This is a genomic window from Thiohalocapsa sp. (assembly GCF_019695415.1).
Lineage (GTDB): Bacteria > Pseudomonadota > Gammaproteobacteria > Chromatiales > Chromatiaceae > Thiohalocapsa.
In genome coordinates, this window is sequence record NZ_JAIFKJ010000589.1 from 1 (window position 1) to 18,606 (window position 18,606).

Genomic DNA, 18,606 nt, shown 5'->3' on the forward strand with positions numbered 1-18,606 from the left:
GCGTAGTAGGGCCAACGGAAGGCATCCGGTTGCAGCGCTATGGCGTTGCGGAGCGCGGCATCGGCCCGGCTCTCCACTTCCACCAAGATCAAGAGCGCCCCGAGGCGACCGTAGGCGTCGGCGAGGTCGGCGCGCTCGGGCTTGGGCGCTGCGAGCAGGTCGTTCAGCTCGCTGCGGGCAGTCGCCAGCGCTTGCTGCATCAGCGGCTCAGCTCCGCTGGTGTCGGCGTCGGGGACGGCGGCTAAAGCGATGCCGAAGTGCGTCGGCGGCTCGGCGACGAGGTCGGCCCCGACAGCCCGGCCCCCCGGCACCATCAGCAGCACGAGCGCCAGGACGAGCAGCACCCTGCGCAGCGGCTCGGTGCATAGCTCAGGCACAGAGGGTGGCTCAAACATCGCTGTGCTGCTCGATAGTGAGGGTTGTGTCCAGCGCCTGAGGCGTCACGGTCTGCTCGCTGCCGTCTGGCCAGACGACCCGCAGTGTCACGGCCGCCGGGTCATCCAGCTCGCCGAGACCAAAGGTGACGGGGCGCTCCACCTGGGAGAGATAACCTCGGGCGGGCCGGACATCTCGGTAGCGCGTGATGCCATCCGCCGTGAGCTCCAGTCGCGCGCCGATGGCGCCGGTGTTAGGTGGGCGGCCAATCAGCTCCACGCGCAGCCAATGGTGGCCCAAGTCCTGGTCGTTCCGAAGCAGGGCGGGCCGGCGGCCGTTCTGGGTGATGAGCACGTCCAGGTCACCGTCGGCATCGATGTCGGCATAGGCGATGCCGCGGCCGACGAGGTCCTGCGCCAAGTCGCCGACGATGGCGGACTCCGGCGGCAGGTGCACGAAGCGCGCCCCGCATGCCTCACCGCAGTTCCAGAACAGCGATGCCGGCTGGGCATAGTGCTGGCTCTGCTGGACCTTGTGGATCTCGTGCTCCAGGTGGCCGTTGGCGAGCAGCAGGTCTTCGCGGCCGTCCAGGTCGTAGTCGAAGAACATCAGCCCGAAGGTGAGCGGGATGCGGGACGCCGGCCCCAGGCCCTCCAGCACCGCCTCGTCCACAAAGGGCGGGCGGCCGTTGGTCGTCACGAAGAGCGAGGCCATCTCGTTGGCGAAGTTGCCGACGGCAATGCCCAGATCGGCATCGTCGCGAAAATTCGCGACGTCCACGCCCATGGCCGAGGTGCCCTTACCGTTGCGATCGTAGGCAACGCCCTCGAAGATCGCGGTCTCCTCGAAGCGGCCGTCGCCCAGGTTGCGAAACAGAAAGTTCCGCACCGTGTCGTTGACGACGACGAGGTCCTGCCAGCCGTCGCCGTCGTAGTCGAAAGGGACGACGCCAAGGCCCTTGCCCACGGGGTTGCCGGTGATGGGGTCCGGCACATGGATGCCGGCCGCGGCGGAGACATCGGTGAAGCGGATTTTGCCGTCTTCGCCAACGCCGTCGTTGCGGTACAGCACGTTGTCGGTGCCGACGAAGTTCACCGGTGCACCGTAAGCGCGGCCAAGCCCTGTCAGGCGAAAGTCGATCTCCAAGTCGATCTGCCGCGACCATTTCACGTAGTTGACGACGAAGAGGTCCAGATCGCCGTCTTTGTCGTAATCAAAAAAGGCCGCGCTGCTGGACCAGGCATCATCGTCGCCGCCGGCCCCGGCCGCGTCCGTGATTTCCTCGAAGCGGCGCGCGCCGTCGGATGCGGCATGGGCCGGTACGTTGCGGAACAGCCGGTTGGCGTTCAGCGTGGTGAGGTAGAGATCCTGCCAGCCGTCGCCGTCCACGTCGCCCACGGCGACGCCCATGCCGTAGCTGGTCACGTCCAGGCCGCTGCCGGTAGTAACGTCCTCGAAGCGCCCGCTGCCGTCATTCCGGTAGAGCTTCTGCGTGGGCGGCTCGGGCAGGGTCTCGTGGCCGGCCCATTCACGGGAGTTGACCAGAAACAGGTCCTGATCGCCGTCGCGATCGCAGTCGAAGAAGGCGGCGCCGCTGCCGATTGTTTCGGGCATCAGCCGCTCGCCGTAGGCGCCGTTGACGTGCATGAAGTCGATGCCGGCCTGCGCGGTAACGTCGGTGAATCGAACCTGGGACGGGGTGGCTGCGGCGCCGGCTTGTGTGCCCCCTGCGGCTGCCGTGGCTTGGTCGGGCTCGCGTGAAACCTGCGGCAGGGCGATCTCGGCCTCCTCCACGGGCGCCGGCGCCCGTGGCTGGAGCAGCAGGTAGGCCGCGGTGGCGATGAGCAACGCCGCAGCCAGCACCGCCAGCGAGATCAGAAAGGCGCGGCGGATGCGGGCCTCACCGCGAGGCGGAACGGGCCTGGACCTGGAGGGTGGTTTCTGCTCGGTGCTCATACTGCTTGTCCGGCCGCAGCGCATAGATGGCCACCGGCTCCGCCGCATGGTCCGCGGCCGGGTTGCGGCGCCGGTGGATGCTGACGGCTTGTTCGATGGCGTTGTCGTCGGTGCGATAGTACGCGTGGCGCGCGCGGTGGTGGGCGGCGGCGTCGATGTCGCCCAGCTCCGCGAGCACCAAGCTCAGGTTGTGATGGGCGGCGGCATTCTCGGGGTCCACGGCGAGCGCCTGTTGCAGGCGTTGGCGTGCCCGGGTCAGCAGCGCCTCGCGGCTCGCACGGCGGGCATCGCCGCGCTCGCGTCGGGCGCGCTCGTACAGGGTGCGGCCGAGCTCCGTCAGCATCCGATAGTCTCGACCGAAGTCGAAGCCGCGTGCGCGGGCGGCGTTGAAGCGCGTGTCGGCAAGGGCTTCCAGCGCCTCGATGGCGCGGTCTAGGTCGCCCTGGTCGCGGGCGATGAGCCCCGTATACCAGGCCACAGTCCAGGGCGGCGCACCCTGTTCCGCGGCCCGGGCGAGGGCCTGGGCCGCGGCGTCCAGTCTGCCCTCCCGATACCGCACCCGGGCCAGATTCAGGGCGCCGTCGCCCCCCTGCCCCTGCGCGACCTGTAATCGCTCCACCGTACGGAAGGCGGCCTCCGCCTGGCGCGACTCCCCCCGTGGCCCCTCGCGGAAGAGGCCAATGCCGTAATCGTTCCAGCGCTGCCAGGCGGGGATATCCGGGGCGGTTGCCGCATCCGGCCCTAGCTCCACAACCCCCGCAACGGGCAGCTGTACCCGGTCCTCGGCGAGGGTGGTCATGGGCAGATCGTTGCCTGCAAAGTCTTCGCCCTGCATGAAGCGGACGAAGCGGGTGTCGAACTTGCGGTAGTTGAGCCTGGCCTCGAGGGTGAGGGGGCCGGTCGCGTCTTTCGGCACGTCGAAGGCGTAGTGCACCACGACGGCGGCGCCGGGTGGGATCTGATGGTCGTACAGGGCGACGAAGATGTCTTGGGCATTGCGGCGAGTGATGCGGTTGCCGTCGCGGTCCAGCAGATAGGCATTGCCGAACCAGGCCCAATCGTCGACGGCACCGTCGGCGTTGAGCGCACCGGAGCGGGCGATGACCTCGTCGCCTGCGCTGACGGCCACGTCCAGCCAGACCTCGTTGGAATCCGCCGTGCCCTGCGTGAGCGCATGGCCGATGCCGGTGGTGCGCACCACCACCTCCAGCAGGTAGCGCTTGCCCGGCTCGAGCACCGCCAGCTCGGGCCGAAGGGGCGCCGTCAGCTCGCCCTCGATATGGCCCCCCTGCTTGAGGCCGAAGATATCCACCCGCACCGCCTGTTGCATGGCCTCGACACGGGCCGCGTTCTCCCGAGCCGGGCGGCCCAGCATTACGGGCACTGCGGTGTTGGCAGCGGGGAACAGGTGGTCGTGCACGGCGAGCCGCTGCACGCCCTGCCCCGCCGATCTGTCGTCATCCAGCCGCCGGGCCGCCGGGTCATCCGCGGCCACTGCGGGCATGTGACAGCCGTTGCAGCCGGGCTCCGCTTGCTCCGGATAGTAGAAACTGTCCACCCGGTGGCCGGAGACGCCGCTCATCAGAAAGCTGTCGTAGTGGTTCTGCCCGCGCAGCCAGCGGTAGTGGTTCAGCGCCGGCGGCAGATGCACCTTATGGCAGACGGCGCAGAATTCCGGGGTCGCGTGCACCGGGCGCAGCAGTGTGCGCTTGTGAAAGGCGGGCTTGGCGCGGATCAGCTGGCGGTGCAGGAAGCGGCCGACGGCGGAGTCGCTCTGCGCAAAGGGATAACGCGGCGGCGGCGCGAAGCTGTAGTCGCCGTTGCCGACCGGGCTGTTGACCGCGGTGATGGCATGGCAGCCGAGGCAGCCGATACCGGCGCTGGCGCCCGGGTCCGCATCCGGATCGTAGTCTGGGTCGTCGAAGCGGCCCGCGAAGAGCGGCACCTGGTCATGGCAAACGGCGCAGAGCCGGGCTGCCCTCACGTCCCCGTCCCGTGCCAGGAGCACCGCACGCGTCTCGTCCACCGCGGCGCGATAAGCGGGGTTGTTGAAGGAACTGAGCCGGTGCATGGAGCCCGCGTGCTGTGCGGCGAGGTCCGCGTGACACTCGGCGCAGGTCTCATCCCGCATCAGCCGCTCGGGCGGGATGGGATCGCCGGCAGGCACCATGGCCAGCGCCGGCTCAAACGCCCGCACCAGGTCAGGCTCGTGCAGCAGCTTGAGCCCGTGCACCCCAAGCGCCAGTGCAGCAAAGCCCACCGCGGCGCCAGCCCAGGCCATACCCGCCCGCCAGCGCAGCGGCGGCCCCGCCAGCCGGTGCAGCACGAAGAGCCAGGCCGCCAGTAACGGCGTCAGCACATGCACCCAGTAGGCGAGCCCGCGCACCCCGGGATCGTTGACTTCGAAGACCCCGAACCGCGTCAGCAGGATTCCGGACAAGAACAGCGCAATGAGGGTGACATAAAGCGCCAGCCCGGCCCGGATCGCGTATCGGTTCGGCCGCCGCCGCGCCCGCCGGAAGTGCAACGCCCCAAACAGCAGCACCGGTACCATCAGAGCCAGGCCCAGGCACAGGTGGCCGAGAAACATGACCAGATAAGCCTGATCCTGCAGCACCGCCTCGGAAAGCCGCTCCGCAACGGTAACGGTCAACAGATACAGGGAGTTGACGGCCATCAGTCCGCCGCCGATCAGCACCACCGCGAGCAGGCGGCGCAGCGCTGGGCTCAGCACGACGATGTTGGAACTCGACGAACGGATGTCGACCATGGCGAGCGGGCAGAAGCACGGGCAATACCATCCGTGGACAACACTTACTCAACCAGGGAAATATAGCGCGTTCTGACGTCTCACGGCGGCCCGCACATGAGCGGCGGCGGACGTGTTCCGAACAGGCCCAGTTCGGTGTGGAGATCGGTATACTGTCCCGTCTTTGGAGGTACACTGTCCCCGTCTTTGGAATCAGATCGCCCGGTCGTTATCGACGAGCGTGCGGTAGCGTCGCTCAGGCCCAGGCAGGCGCTCGATGGCGCCGGTGCGCAGCGGAAACCGGCCGGTACCGCGGTCGCGGTAGTAGAGCCTGAGCGATTCACCGATGACCGGAAAAGCGATGTCGTCCCAGGGGATCTGGTGCTCACGCATCAGCTCGACCTCCAAGCTCTCGGCGCCGGGTCCGAAGTCCAGGCTCTCAAGGCGTGCGCGGAAGAGCATGTAGACCTGGTTGATGTGCGGCAGGTTGAACAGCGCATAGAGGTCGCCGACGGTGACCTGGGCGCGAGCCTCTTCCAGCGTCTCCCGGGCAGCGCCCTGTTGAACGGTCTCGCCGTTCTCCATGAACCCGGCGGGCAAGGTCCACAGGCCGTAGCGAGGCTCGATGGCGCGCTTGCAGAGCAGAACGTGGTCGCCCCACCCCGGGATACAGCCGACGACGATCTTTGGGTTTTGGTAATGGACCGTGCCGCAGGCATCGCAGATATGCCGCGGCAGGTTGTCGCCGTCCGGCACGCGCAACGTCACCGCCTCGCCGCAGTGGCTGCAATAGTTCATGGTCCTGTCGCCTCCAGCAGCCGGCCGCGACCGACATCGGGCCGCGGAGCGATTCATCGAATGGACATGCAGACCGTCCTGAGCCGTCTTAACATGGGGTCGGCTGCCGCCGGCGCCAGTACTCCGGCCCTACCGGCGGCGACGCGCGTGCGGCGGCCAAACGACCCGCACATCCACCCAACCTCGCACCGGTGAGCCCTATGCCCGCGCGCACCTACAGCACTCAACCCGGCACCTGGGACTTGACCGGCGCCAATTTCGTCGACGGCGGCGTCAACTTCTGCTGTTTCTCGCAGCACGCGACCGCGGTCGAGCTGCTGCTGTTCGAGGGCCCGGCGAGCCCGAAGCCGTTCCAAGTGATCCCCCTGGACCCGCGGGTGCACAAGACCTTCTTCTTCTGGCACGTGCTCGTGGAAGGCCTGCCCAACGGCACCTGTTACGGCTGGCGCATGGACGGCCCTACGGACACCGCGGCGAGCGGCTGTCGCTTCGACCGCGACAAGCTGCTGCTGGACCCATGGTGCGTCGCCGTCGACGACCGCCTCTGGGACCGCGATGCCGCGAGCCAGCCCGGCGATAACCTGGCCACGGCCATGCGCTCGCAGCTGGTGCGCGATGACTACGACTGGGAGGGCGACACCCACCTGCACGTGCCGCTCACGGAGGCCGTCATCTACGAGATGCACGTGGGCGGCTTTACACGACACCCCTCCGCGGACACGCCCCACCCCGGCACCTTCAGCGCCGTCACCGAGAAGATTCCGTACCTGAAGGACCTCGGCATCACCCATGTGGAGCTGCTGCCGGTGATGGCGTTCGACCTTCAGGACGTGCCACCCAAGACCGCCTCGCTGGGGCTCGAAAACTTCTGGGGCTACAGCACCCACAGCTTCTTCGCGCCGCATCCGCACTACGCCACAGATCCTAAGACGGCGCGGGACGAGTTCCGCGACATGGTGAAGGCGCTGCATAAAGCCGGCATCGGCGTGATCCTGGACGTGGTCTACAACCACACCGCCGAGGGGGGCGCCGACGGGCCGACGATCTCTTTCAAGGGGATGGGCAACGAGATCTTCTACCACCTGGACTTCAGCGACAAAAGCCGCTATCGGGACTACACCGGCTGCGGCAACACGGTGAACTGCAATCACCCGTTGGTAACGCGCTATGTCATCGACAGCCTGCACTATTGGGCTCACGACATGCACGTGGATGGATTCCGCTTCGACCTCGCCAGCGCCATGGCCCGCGGCGAAGACGGTACACCGGAGCACCACGCGCCGGTGCTCTGGTCCGTGGAGCTGTCACCGGAGCTCGGCCGCGCGCACATCATCGCCGAGGCCTGGGACGCCGTGGGCCTGTACCAGGTGGGGGACTTCCCAGGCTTTCGGTGGGCGGAGTGGAACGGCCACTATCGCGACGTGATCCGCGCCTTCGTGCGCGGGGACAAGGGCCTCGTGCAGCACGTGGCCACCCGCATCGCGGGCTCCAGCGACCTCTATGAGCACCGCGGGCGGCTGCCGGGCAATTCCATCAATTTCATCACCTGTCACGACGGCTTCACGCTCTATGACCTGGTCGCTTACAACAAGAAGCACAACAAGGCCAACGGCGAGCACAATCGCGACGGGCACAATCACAACCTCAGCTGGAACTGCGGCGTCGAGGGACCGACGAACAACGCGGAGATCAACGCACTCCGCCACCGCCAGGCGAAGAATCTCATGGCCATCCTGCTGCTCAGCCAGGGGGTGCCCATGATCCTGGCGGGCGACGAGCTGCTGCGCACCAAGCAGGGCAACAACAACACCTACTGCCAGAATAACGAGCTGTCATGGATCGACTGGCGCCTGGCGGAGGAGAACCGGGACATGCTGGACTTCACCCAGGCCATGATCGCGTTCCGCAAGCGCCACCCAACCCTGCGCCGCCGGCGCTTCCTGACGGGCAAGCCGGACCGCGAGGGCGCCCCGCCGGATATCAGCTGGCACGGCGTCAAGCTGGACGACCCGCGTTGGGACGACGGCAACACCCGCACCCTGGCCTTCACGCTGGCGGGTCTCGCCGAGGACGAGCCGCACCTGCACGTCATGCTGAACATGTGGGAAGACACCCTGGATTTTGCCCTGCCGTCCCTAGACAACCGCAGCTGGTACCTGGCAGTGGATACGAGAGGTAAGCCCGCCGTGCACACACCCGAGCACCAACCCGCCGTGCATGGTGGCCAATACCGCGTCGGCCCGCGTAGTGTCGTCGTGTTGGAAGGCCGCTGAAGAACCCTGTCCGCTAAGCACGGTCTTTAGTCCGCGCACACGCGTAGCCTGATTCCATTCTCCTTCCGCAACTCAGGAGCCAAGCAGATGCAACTCGGCATGATCGGCCTCGGGCGCATGGGCGCCAACATGGTCCAGCGGCTGATGGCCGCCGGGCACGACTGCGTTGTCTTCGACACGGACCCGGCCGCCGTCGAGGCGCTGGCGAAGGACGGCGCGACCGGTGCGGACAGCATCCAGGATCTCTGCGCCAAGCTGGAGCCGCCGAGGGCTGTGTGGATCATGGTGCCGGCAGCCGTGGTGGATAAGGTCGTCGACGACCTGCGCCCCCACCTGCAAGCGGACGACACCATCATCGACGGCGGCAACTCCAACTACCAGGAAGACATCCGCCACCAGCAATCCCTGCGTGACCTCGGGGTCCACTTCCTGGACTGCGGCACCTCCGGCGGCGTCTGGGGCCGGGAGCGCGGCTACTGCCTGATGATCGGCGGCGACACGGACGCCGTGCAGCGCCTCGACCCGATATTCAAGGATCTGGCCCCTGGCATGGGCGACATCGAGCGTACCCGCGGGCGCGGCGGAGAGCCGAGCCCCGCCGAGCAGGGCTACCTGCATTGCGGGCCGAGCGGGGCCGGACACTTCGTCAAGATGGTGCACAACGGTATCGAATACGCGCTGATGGCCTCCTATGCCGAGGGTCTGAACATTCTCAAGCACGCCGGCATCGGCCGAGAGGACCAGGCCATCGATGCCGAAACGGCGCCGCTCGCCAACCCCGAGCACTATCAGTACGACTTCAACCTGGCCGATGTGGCCGAGGTCTGGCGCCGCGGCAGCGTGGTGGCCTCCTGGCTGCTCGACCTGACGGCCATTGCGCTGCAGGAAGACAACGAGCTCGGCGGCTTCGGTGGACGCGTGTCGGACTCCGGCGAGGGCCGCTGGACCTGCCAGGCCGCCATCGAGACCGGCACCCCTGCACCGCTCCTCACCACCGCTTTGTACGAGCGCTTCAGCTCCCGAGGCGAGGCGGACTTCGCCAACAAGATCCTGTCAGCCATGCGCTATCAGTTCGGCGGGCATCATGAGAAGGCGGAGCCGTAGAGAGTACGGAGTACGAAGAGTACGGAGTACGGGGGCCATGCACTGCTGCGCTGCGCACTGTTTTAAACCTCGCCGTGTACCGTGGACGCAGGGCGGCTTGCATGCCCTTCCGAGCATCCCGTACTGCGTACTCCGTGCTTCTTGCCCTTACCAAACGAGCACCGAACGCTTCCCATTGCGCACTAGGACGCAGCCAGGAGACTAAGCATGTCGCTCATGCAAACCGACTACACCGAGGCCCCGCCGGCGCCGCCGAACGTGATGATCATCTTCGGTGCCGGCGGCGACCTCACTAAGCGGAAGCTGGTGCCGGCGCTCTACCACCTGTGCAATGCCAAGCTGCTGCCCGACAGTTTTGTGATGCTCGGGCTGGACCGGCTGGACATGGATGACGACGCCTTCCGGGCGCTGATGGCGGAGCACATCCGGGACCACGTCGGCGAGCGCTTCGACGATGGCGTCTGGGGCCGACTCTGCGAGCGGCTGCAGTACATGAAAATCGACATGCTGAACGGCCATGACTACGAGCTGCTCTGCGAGCGTCTGAGCCGCATCGACGCCGAGCGCGCCACCGACGGCAACTACCTCTTTTACATGGCCATCCCGCCGAGCCTCTTTTCCAAAGTAGCGGACCATCTGGGCGACGCGGGCCTGCTGCACGAGACCGACGAGGACTGGCGGCGGGTCATTATCGAAAAGCCCTTCGGCCAAGATCTCGATTCGGCCATTGCACTCAACAACCATCTGCACAAGAACCTGGACGAGGATCAGATTTACCGGATCGATCATTACTTGGGCAAAGAAACCGTCCAGAACATTATGGTGTTTCGGTTCGCCAACGGGTTTATCGAGCCGCTGTGGAACCGCAACTACATCGACCACGTGCAGATCACGGTCGCCGAGTCCGTGGGCGTCGAGCACCGCGGCGCCTACTACGAAGAAGCGGGCGCCATGCGGGACATGATCCCGAATCACCTGCTGGTGCTGCTCGGCTTTCTGGCCATGGAGCCGCCCAACTCCTTCGAGGCCACGGCGCTCCGCGACGAAGTCAACAAAGTGCTGGATGCCATCACGCCGTTGACGCCGGAGCAGGTGCTGACCCACGCCGTCCGCGGCCAATACGGCGCTGGCACCATGCCCAATGGAGAGCAGGTGGCAGCGTATCGAGCCTCCCCGGGTGTCGATCCAAACAGCCACACAGAGACCTTCGCCGCGCTCAAGCTCGGCATGGACAACTGGCGCTGGGCCGGCGTGCCCTTTTACCTGCGCACCGGCAAGCGCCTTACAGCGCAATACACCGAGATCGCAATACAGTTCAAGAAGGCGCCCACCATCATGTTCCAGGACACCGAGGTGGACGACTTGGAGCCGGACATGGTCGTGCTGCGCATCCAGCCCAACGAGGGTATCCAGATGAGCCTCGGCGCCAAGATCCCTGGGCCTACCATGCGCATCGGTGCGGTGAACATGGATTTTTGCTACGAGGACTATTTCGGCAACAAGCCCGCCACCGGCTACGAGACCCTGATCTACGACTGCATGAAGGGCGACGCCACCCTCTACAAGCACGCCGACACCGTGGAGAAGGGCTGGGAGATCGTGCAATCCGTGCTGGACGTCTGGTCGGCGCTACCCCCCCGGGACTTCCCCAACTACGCCGCCGGCACCTGGGGACCGGCCGCCGCCGGAGATCTACTCAAGCGCGACGGGCGCCTGTGGCGGCGTATTCAGGTGCCGAAGGCGCATGGGAGATAGGAAGGGGCGAGGACCGAGGACCGAGGGGGGGGGGGGTTAGAGCAGGGGCTTGAAAGCCGGCGTGCCTGCGCCGCCCCTCGGGTGCCTACCCCAGCCCCCGCAAGGCCCCCGAGAGATGGGCGCAGTGTCTGCCCCCGTTCCGGGCCGCCTGCCGCCGCAGGGACTACACTCCGCAGGGTGCGCTGACCGCGCATTCAACAAAACCATCCGGAGGTCCCGATGAACTGGAGAGAGCAACTGGATAAGGCCATCGCTTCCATTAAGGACGCGGCGGACAGTGAGCAGGCGCGGGAGATTGCCAACAAGGCCAAGACCACGGCTTCGAACCTTGTAGAAAAAGTCCGTACCGGCGCCGTAGGTGCGGCGTCCTCCTTCGTCGAGGCCAACCGGGATCCGTCCTCGCTGCAGGTGAGCTTCCTGAACGCGAATCTGACCATCCTGTCACCCTCGGAGGGCATCTCGGTGACACGTCCCGATGCGGCCACTCTGGTGATTGCCGACGGCGCCGAGAACGGGCTGGTGATCAACGCCGCCGCAGACCCAGCCTTCGTCGTGGAGCAGATCGGCACTGTTGCCCAGGTGTCCGGCAACACCTTCGACCTCGGCACCGAGGACGGGGTGAACGTGGTGGTGACGAGATTCTGATCCAGACAGCGGCGTCGGGCATCCCACCCCGTTCGCACCCCGCGCGCCGACAAGCCAACGCCCGCCGCAACGGAGCCGTAAGCGGGTGTGGGGAAGGCAATTCATAGATGATCATCGATCTATCGAAGCGGGATCATCGATGCAGTATCAGATTTTCGTCGGCTAAGATTCGGGTTTTTGTTCACGGACCGCGCCGCGAGAGCCGCCATGCCTGCGAATCTGCTGACGACCCTGTTTCCGTTCTTGCGCTGGTTCCCGATGTCCGGGGACACGCTGCGCAGCGATCTGATTGCCGGCATTACGGTGGCGCTGGTGCTGGTGCCGCAAAGCATGGCCTATGCGCAGCTGGCGGGCCTGCCCGTGGTCTATGGGCTGTATGCGTCCTTCATGCCGGTGATTGTGGCATCGCTGTGGGGCTCGCTGCCGCAGCTGCACACGGGGCCGGTAGCCATGCTGTCACTGATGTCGGCGGCGGCGGTACTGCCGCTGGCCGCGCTGGGCAGCGAAGACTTCATCGTGCTGTCGGTGATGCTGGCGCTGATGGTGGGCGTACTGCGGCTGCTGCTTGGCCTGCTGCGCATGGGCATCCTGGTGAACTTCCTCTCCAGCCCCGTCATCGTCGGCTTCACCAACGCCGCGGCGCTCATCATCGGCCTGTCGCAGCTCAGCAAGCTGCTGAACGTGCCCTTTCCACGCACGGACAATTTCGTGCTGGACCTCTGGAACGTGATCGCGCAGCTGCCGGAGACACACATTCCCACGCTGCTCTTTGCCATCGCCACCTTCGGCATCATCATCGGCGCCCGCCGCTTCATCCCCAAGGTGCCGGGCGTGCTGCTGGCGGTGGTGCTGACAACAGTGGTGAGCTGGGCCATCGGCTTCGAGCGCAACGCCATGGTGCCCGTGGACGCCATCCAGGACCAAGAGGCCCGGGAGCTGGCGCAGGACTATGCCTCCACTGTCCGCGCCATCGACTCACTCGGCAACACCACGTCCCGCCTGAATCAGGAAATCCGTACCCTCAAGGCCGAAGGTGACCCCGAGCGCTTCGCCGAGCTCGCGCTGCTGGAAGCGGACCTGCGAGTGCTGAGCCGAGAGCTGGACCAGCGCAAGCGCGCCAACAACGAGCGACAGGTGGCGCTGCACAATTTGCAATTCGAGCATGCGATCACCGCCGACGGAAAGGACATCTTCTACCGCCGCGGCGACGTGCCGGCCAATGTCGACGCGGACGGGCGCACCTGGCGCCTCAGCCAGGTGGCCGGCGAAGAGGTCAAGATGATGGGCGGCGGTGCCGTGGTCGGCGCCATTCCGGCTGGCCTGCCGAGCTTCCAGCTGCCGGAGCTGCGGATGGACTTTTTCTGGACCCTGCTCCCATCCGCACTGGTAATGGCGCTCATCGGCTTCATGGAGGCCACATCCATCTCCAAGGCCATCGCAGCACAAACCAAAGAGCGGGTGGACACCAGTAAGGAGCTCGTCGGTCAGGGTCTCGCCAACATCGTCGGCAGTTTCTTCAGCAGCTACACCGTAAGCGGCTCCTTCTCGCGCTCGGCGGTAGCCGCCAAGAACGGCGCCAAGACCGGCCTGTTCGCCATCTTCAGTGCCGCGGGAGTGATGCTGGTGCTGCTCTTTCTGACGCCGCTCCTGTACCATCTGCCCCAGGCGGTGCTCGCGGTAATCGTGATGATGGCCGTGTTCGGACTCATCAATGTGCGGGCGCTGATGCGTGCCTGGCAGATCGAGCGCCAAGAGGCAGTGGTGGGCGTGCTCACCTTCGTCGCGACCCTGGCCATGGCGCCGCAGCTCGCCAACGGCATCCTGTTGGGTGCCGGACTCGCCATCGTGCTCTTCCTGGTGCGCACCATGAAGCCGCGCACGGACATTTTGGGCCTGGACCCCGACGGTCGCCTCGCCGGCGTCAGCAGGAACGACATCGAGCCCATTGGAAAGAACTACATCGTCGTGCGCTTCGATGGCTCGCTCAACTTCGTCAACGCCTCACGGTTTGAGGACGTGCTGCTGGAGGCCCGCGCCAAGAACCCGCAGGCTCGCGCCGTACTAGTGGACGGCAGCAGCATCAACGACGTAGATGTCACCGGCGAGGAGCGTTTGCGCGACGTCATCGAGACCTTCCGCGACAACAGCGTCGAGATCTACTTCTCGAGCCTCAAGGCACAGGTCTACGACACCCTGCGCCGCGGCCGCATGTTCCACCTGCTTGATGAGACCCACTTCATCCGCACCAAGGACCGGGCGCTCAAGTTCATGGAAGAGACCTTCGACAGCGGTAAGCCCTTGGAGCCCGCACGCGCTGCGGTGGGTCCGCGCACGCCCGTGCTGGGCTGACCACGTCCTCAGTGGTGAAGTCCTCTTGCGAGGACGGATCTTCCAGCCGGTAGCGGGCGGAGTGTGCTTCGCCTGGCCAACCGCCCCAGGTCCCGCGTCGCACCCGCGGCATCGATGCCGACCCCAGAGGGCCGGCGACCTAGCTCGGCATACCGCCCCCGTTATTTGGGAGGGAGGCGGAGGGTGACAGCGATGGGATGGTGGTCCGAGGGCTTGGGGCCCGCGCCGTAGTCGAGCACCCGCCAGCTGCCGCGGACCAGCCAGTCGGCGGCGGGCCCGCCGAGGACGACGTGGTCGATGGCGTAGGGGTATTTCGGGTTGTGGGCATAAGGGAACGGGCGGCCTGCGCCCGCGAGCACCAAGTCGGCATCCGGGTCCGGTCGGGTGGTGTTGGCTTTACAGCGGCGACCGAGGTCCCGGTCGGGCCGCCAGGCGCAAACCTCGCCGTCGTCGATGGCGTTCCAGAAATGATCATTCCGCTGGTCGAGCTGGCGATTGAAGTCGCCGAGCAGCACGAAAGGCCTATCCGCCTCGGCCCGGGCATCAATCCACTCCTCCAGGATGCCCCGTTGGCGAAGCAGAACCGCACATTGGTCGCGCCGGACACGTCCCTCCAGGCTGTTCCAGGCACAGCCGGACTTGAGGTGGAGGGACATGAGCTCCACCACCGGCCCGTCGTCACCTTCGATCCGGACGCGCGTTCCCCAGCGCCGCCCCTCTGTGCCGAGCTCGCGAAAGCCCTTCAGCACGCGGTAATCAAGCCCGGCGGCGCCGAGCCGCTCGCGGTTGATTGCGAAGCCCGTGCGCTGGGCGAGCCGGCGTTGGCTGTCCATGCCGCGGCAGAAATCGCGCCCGTCTTCGCGTCGCGCAGACACGACCAGACCGTAGATGTCCGGGTCGAATACCCGGGCCAGTGCGTCGGCATTTTGCACTTCCTGCACGGCGACGATGTCGGCATCCAGCCGGGCAGCCACATCGCGCAGGCGCTGGTAGTCGGCCTCGGTACGCGGCCGACAGCCGGCACCGTCTGCGGCGGCGAGGTGCTCGATGTTCCAGGTGGCGATGGTGAGCTCGACACCATCTGCGACGGCGGCTGTGGGCGGCGCGAGCAGTGCAGCCAGCACGGCGGCGGCACCGATGGCCCGCCGGGCGCCGAAGGCGGGAATGGAGATCACGGCAGGCTGATGCGGCGCATGATGCCGTCCTTGAGCTTCCAATGCCTGATGCCCGCGCCGATGTGCAGCACCAGCAGCGCCGCCACTGCAAGGCCAGCATAGCCGTGGAACATGAACAGCTGTTCGCTCAGGGCTTCGTTTTTGCCGATGAAGCCCGGCAGGTTCCAATCGAAGAATTGCACCGGATAGCCGCCGGCCGCGGTGGCGAGCCATCCGCCGATGGGCATACCGAGCAGCAGCACGTAGAGAAGCAGATGGGTACCACCGGCGATGACCTTCACCGGGCCCGACAGCGGCTTCTCGTAGGCCGGCGGCGGCGACATCCGCCGCAGTCCCACCCGAAGGACCATCAGAATCAGCAGCAGGATGCCGAAGGTCTTGTGATACTTGTACAAATCGTTGGTCGTCTGCTCGCCGAAGGTGTCGACGACGCCCTGGTAACCTAAGCCCCAGAAGGTGAAGCCCACGGCCAGCAGGCCGAAGACCAGAAGGGCAATGATCCAGTGCAGCAGGCGTTGTGTGAAGGTGTAGCGGTAAGGCGAAGCCATCGAAGCCTCCTAGCAGTCACGAAACGGTTTCACGGTGTTTGAAGGATCTGCGGATGGCACGGCGCGGACTGCACCCCGCCGGCCCCGCAATGGGCTAGATTGCGGCACGGCATTAATCCGCAAAACCCCCTAGCGCTGCAACCACAATCGGCATCTATTGGCCGGCGAGGACTCTCCAGGCGCCGGCCGGCGGACCGGGCTGCCACCTCGCGCCACGGTGTCTGCGCCCCTACCTAGGGGGAAACGCCAATAAATCGGCGCTTCCCGAAGCGGCGAACGCACACGGAGATTCGCTATGCCCGACGGCACGCTGCCCGCAAGTCGCCTGCGCGAGAGCCTGGGCTACCTGAACTGGCTCTACAACCCCTTCCACGGCCTGGATGCGCCCGGCATCTACGATCTTCTGGCCACGAGCTCCCCCACCGAGCGCGGTCTGTATCTGAACCTGGGTTACTGGCGTGACGCCGCCGACCTCGATGCCGCAAGCGATGCCCTCGCCATGCTGGCGGGCGAGACGGCGGAGCTTGAGCCTGAGGACACCATCTTGGACTGCGGCTTCGGCTTCGGCGACCAGGACATCCTCTGGGCGCAGACCTTTAAGCCGGGCCGAATCATCGGCCTCAACATCACCGCCTCCCAGGTGGAGGTCGCCCGGCGGCGGGTGAGCAAGCTCGGGCTCGACGACTGCATCGATCTGCGCCACGGCTCGGCGACGGAGATGCCCATCGAGTCCGCCAGCGTGGACAAGGTGGTCGCCGTGGAATGCGCCTTCCACTTTCGCTCCCGGGAGCGCTTCCTGCGCGAGGCCTGGCGGGTGCTGCGCCCAGGCGGCCGGTTGGTGCTGGCGGACATCATCCCAGCGCCCAGCGTGCGCGGTTTCCCGGCGCGGTTGGAGCAACGCCTATCCTGGCGGCTGGTGGCTGGCAAATTTGCGATCCCCCCGGAGAATGCCTATACCCGGCCCACCTACCACTCCAAGCTTGCGATGAGCGGCTTCGAGCAGATCAGCGTCGAGTCGATCCGCGAGCATGTCTATGCCCCGCTGCATCGCTTCCTGGCGGAGCATCCAGAGACACTCACGCGCCTGCACCCCATGGCTCGCCTGCCGGCCAAGCTCGCGCTGCGCTTCGAGGCCACAAGCGTCTACCGCGGGCTCGACTATGTGCTCGCCAGCGCCCGCAAGCCGAAACGCCTCATCGGACCAGGGCTCGGGCCAGATCGCCGGCCATGACGGCGTTCTCCTTCGCGCCCATTGGCACGGCACGGACCCCCTTTACCGACAAGTTCGGCATCCCGCGCCAGCCGCGGCTGGTGGATGCGCCGGGCCGCATTCTGCTGCACCCGCCCTATGCGCGGCGCGAAGCCTTCGCGGGCCTGGATGGCTTCAGCCACGTCTGGCTGATCTGGGTGTTCCACGAAGACTGTCTGAGCGCCGGCTGGAAGCCCACGGTGCGCCCGCCGCGGCTCGGCGGGCGGCGCTCGGTAGGTGTGTTTGCAAGCCGGGCACCCTACCGGCCGAGTCCGATCGGCCTGTCCGCGGTGGCGCATCATGGCCTGGTGACAGATGCCGACGGGCTGGCGCTGCAGGTCTCTGGTGTGGATCTGCTGGACGGCACGCCGATTCTCGACATCAAGCCCTACGTCCCTTACGCCGACGCCATTCCGAATGCCGCCGGCGGCTTCGCCCACGCCGAGCCCGCCAGCACGTTCCGCGTGGACTTCCCCGATCCCGCCGCCGCGGCCGTCGCCGCCCGCGACCCCGACGGCCGGCTCGCGCTGCGCCGGCTCATCGAGCAGGTGATCGCCCAGGATCCCCGGCCCGGCTACATGGACCGTTATCCCGAGCGCACCCGATTCGGGCTCCGGCTCTACGACTGCGACATCCGCTGGCGGTTAAACGGCGACATGGCGCTTGTGACGCACTGCACCATCGACGGGGACACCGACCTGTGAAGAGCGCGGCCGCAAGCGAGGCCGGGGGACCGCTGGCTCCTCTGGATCAAGTGGCCGGCACCTGGCGAGATCTCTATGCCGCGCCGCAACACGCACTGCGCGCTATCCAAACCGCATTTTCCAACCAGCAGGCCGCACTGCGCACCACGCACTGCGCACTTCTCCGGCTGCACCTCGCCCCTCCGCCCTCGCCCATCGCCCCTCGCTCGTGAAATGCCCACCGGCATCGGGTAAAGTGCCGGGTCTCGATTCATGCCCGTGCCGAGCGGCTGCCGCAGCGCCGCGGCACGCCTAACGGAGACCCACGATGGCCGCAGAAGACCTCATCGCCCCGTCCATCCTGTCCGCAGACTTCGCGAAGCTCGGCGAAGAAGTCGACAACGTGCTAGCCGCCGGCGCCGACATCGTCCACTTCGACGTCATGGATAACCACTACGTGCCGAACCTCACCATCGGCCCACTGGTGTGCGAGGCTCTGCGCAAGCACGGCGTCACCGCCCCAATCGACGTGCACCTGATGGTGAAGCCGGTAGACCGCATCGTGCCGGACTTCGCCGCCGCTGGCGCCAGCTACATCACCTTCCATCCTGAAGCCAGCGAGCACATCGACCGTACCCTCCAACTGATCCACAACGAGGGCTGCAAGGCGGGCCTGGTGTTCAATCCGGCGACGCCGCTGTCCTACTTGGAGTACGTCATGGACAAGGTGGACATGGTCCTGCTCATGTCCGTGAACCCGGGCTTTGGCGGCCAGAGCTTCATCCCGTCCGCGCTCGACAAGCTCCGCCAGGTCCGCCAGATGATCGATGCGTCCGGCCGCGACATCCGCCTAGAAATCGACGGCGGCGTCAAGGTGGACAACATCGCCGAGATCAAGGCCGCCGGCGCCGACACCTTCGTCTCCGGCTCCGGCATCTTCGGCAAGG

General features: G+C 66.5%; 13 protein-coding genes and 1 pseudogene. 8 read left to right on the forward strand and 6 right to left on the reverse strand.

Annotated features, from left to right (window positions below):
- The 4 genes and pseudogenes from I6U14_RS16130 to I6U14_RS16145 form a co-directional block, all read right to left on the reverse strand.
- Nucleotides 1-395 (reverse strand): annotated as a pseudogene (locus I6U14_RS16130) (hypothetical protein); the annotation flags it as partial.
- Entirely contained in the window at nucleotides 388-2,331 is a 1,944-nt protein-coding gene (locus I6U14_RS16135; protein WP_296900553.1) for a CRTAC1 family protein, read from the reverse strand. The pseudogene I6U14_RS16130 and the gene I6U14_RS16135, both read right to left, overlap by 8 nt.
- Nucleotides 2,276-5,101 carry a lipopolysaccharide assembly protein LapB gene (locus tag I6U14_RS16140; RefSeq protein WP_296900555.1) on the reverse strand — a complete coding sequence of 942 codons (2,826 nt, stop codon included), beginning with the start codon at nucleotides 5,099-5,101 and terminating at the stop codon, nucleotides 2,276-2,278. The genes I6U14_RS16135 and I6U14_RS16140 overlap by 56 nt, the downstream gene beginning before the upstream one ends.
- Nucleotides 5,102-5,293: 192 nt before the next feature.
- Nucleotides 5,294-5,878, reverse strand: a complete 585-nt coding sequence (locus tag I6U14_RS16145) for an NUDIX hydrolase (protein ID WP_296900557.1) — start codon at nucleotides 5,876-5,878, stop codon at nucleotides 5,294-5,296.
- A 200-nt stretch (nucleotides 5,879-6,078) separates the two neighbouring features.
- Between I6U14_RS16145 and glgX the strand changes: the two genes are divergently transcribed.
- The 5 genes from glgX to I6U14_RS16170 all read left to right on the forward strand — a co-directional run bounded on the left by glgX (nucleotide 6,079) and on the right by I6U14_RS16170 (nucleotide 14,004).
- Entirely contained in the window at nucleotides 6,079-8,151 is a 2,073-nt protein-coding gene (gene glgX / locus I6U14_RS16150; RefSeq protein ID WP_296900559.1) for a glycogen debranching protein GlgX, read from the forward strand.
- Between the two features lie 87 nt (nucleotides 8,152-8,238).
- Complete coding sequence (gene gnd / locus I6U14_RS16155) at nucleotides 8,239-9,255, forward strand: phosphogluconate dehydrogenase (NAD(+)-dependent, decarboxylating) (protein ID WP_296900561.1); 1,017 nt, start codon at nucleotides 8,239-8,241, stop codon at nucleotides 9,253-9,255.
- Between the two features lie 207 nt (nucleotides 9,256-9,462).
- Complete coding sequence (gene zwf / locus I6U14_RS16160; protein WP_296900563.1) at nucleotides 9,463-11,010, forward strand: glucose-6-phosphate dehydrogenase; 1,548 nt, start codon at nucleotides 9,463-9,465, stop codon at nucleotides 11,008-11,010.
- A gap of 219 nt (nucleotides 11,011-11,229) precedes the next feature.
- Nucleotides 11,230-11,655, forward strand: coding sequence for a hypothetical protein (locus I6U14_RS16165; RefSeq protein WP_296900565.1), 426 nt, complete (start codon nucleotides 11,230-11,232; stop codon nucleotides 11,653-11,655).
- 207 nt (nucleotides 11,656-11,862) lie between these two features.
- Nucleotides 11,863-14,004 (forward strand): SulP family inorganic anion transporter, encoded by a 2,142-nt coding sequence (locus I6U14_RS16170; protein ID WP_296900567.1) that lies wholly within the window; start codon nucleotides 11,863-11,865, stop codon nucleotides 14,002-14,004.
- Nucleotides 14,005-14,165: 161 nt separating this feature from the next.
- Here the strand turns inward: I6U14_RS16170 and I6U14_RS16175 are convergent, their stop codons facing one another.
- Nucleotides 14,166-15,179 (reverse strand): endonuclease/exonuclease/phosphatase family protein, encoded by a 1,014-nt coding sequence (locus I6U14_RS16175; RefSeq protein WP_296900569.1) that lies wholly within the window; start codon nucleotides 15,177-15,179, stop codon nucleotides 14,166-14,168.
- Entirely contained in the window at nucleotides 15,176-15,727 is a 552-nt protein-coding gene (locus tag I6U14_RS16180) for a cytochrome b/b6 domain-containing protein (RefSeq protein WP_296900571.1), read from the reverse strand. Before I6U14_RS16180 ends, I6U14_RS16175 begins: the two co-directional genes overlap by 4 nt.
- A 295-nt stretch (nucleotides 15,728-16,022) precedes the next feature.
- On the opposite strand from I6U14_RS16180, the gene I6U14_RS16185 reads away from it, so the two are divergent.
- From I6U14_RS16185 to rpe, 3 genes are all read left to right on the forward strand, one after another.
- The gene (locus I6U14_RS16185) at nucleotides 16,023-16,958 is read left to right on the forward strand and encodes a methyltransferase domain-containing protein (RefSeq protein ID WP_296900573.1); all 936 of its coding nucleotides are present in this window, start codon (nucleotides 16,023-16,025) and stop codon (nucleotides 16,956-16,958) included.
- Nucleotides 16,955-17,680, forward strand: a complete 726-nt coding sequence (tsaA, locus tag I6U14_RS16190) for a tRNA (N6-threonylcarbamoyladenosine(37)-N6)-methyltransferase TrmO (RefSeq protein ID WP_296900576.1) — start codon at nucleotides 16,955-16,957, stop codon at nucleotides 17,678-17,680. Before I6U14_RS16185 ends, tsaA begins: the two co-directional genes overlap by 4 nt.
- 307 nt (nucleotides 17,681-17,987) lie before the next feature.
- The coding region (rpe, locus tag I6U14_RS16195) for a ribulose-phosphate 3-epimerase (RefSeq protein ID WP_296900577.1) at nucleotides 17,988-18,606 on the forward strand (619 nt) is incomplete at its 3' end.

Bases quoted from the DNA above. Each gene is read 5' to 3' on its own strand.
- I6U14_RS16145 (WP_296900557.1), bottom strand. From the start codon at position 5,878: ATGAACTATTGCAGCCACTGCGGCGAGGCGGTGACGTTGCGCGTGCCG.
- tsaA (WP_296900576.1), top strand. From the start codon at position 16,955: ATGACGGCGTTCTCCTTCGCGCCCATTGGCACGGCACGGACCCCCTTT.
- glgX (WP_296900559.1), top strand. From the start codon at position 6,079: ATGCCCGCGCGCACCTACAGCACTCAACCCGGCACCTGGGACTTGACC.
- I6U14_RS16135 (WP_296900553.1), bottom strand. From the start codon at position 2,331: ATGAGCACCGAGCAGAAACCACCCTCCAGGTCCAGGCCCGTTCCGCCT.
- I6U14_RS16185 (WP_296900573.1), top strand. From the start codon at position 16,023: ATGCCCGACGGCACGCTGCCCGCAAGTCGCCTGCGCGAGAGCCTGGGC.
- I6U14_RS16180 (WP_296900571.1), bottom strand. From the start codon at position 15,727: ATGGCTTCGCCTTACCGCTACACCTTCACACAACGCCTGCTGCACTGG.
- I6U14_RS16140 (WP_296900555.1), bottom strand. From the start codon at position 5,101: ATGGTCGACATCCGTTCGTCGAGTTCCAACATCGTCGTGCTGAGCCCA.
- I6U14_RS16165 (WP_296900565.1), top strand. From the start codon at position 11,230: ATGAACTGGAGAGAGCAACTGGATAAGGCCATCGCTTCCATTAAGGAC.
- I6U14_RS16170 (WP_296900567.1), top strand. From the start codon at position 11,863: ATGCCTGCGAATCTGCTGACGACCCTGTTTCCGTTCTTGCGCTGGTTC.
- gnd (WP_296900561.1), top strand. From the start codon at position 8,239: ATGCAACTCGGCATGATCGGCCTCGGGCGCATGGGCGCCAACATGGTC.
- zwf (WP_296900563.1), top strand. From the start codon at position 9,463: ATGTCGCTCATGCAAACCGACTACACCGAGGCCCCGCCGGCGCCGCCG.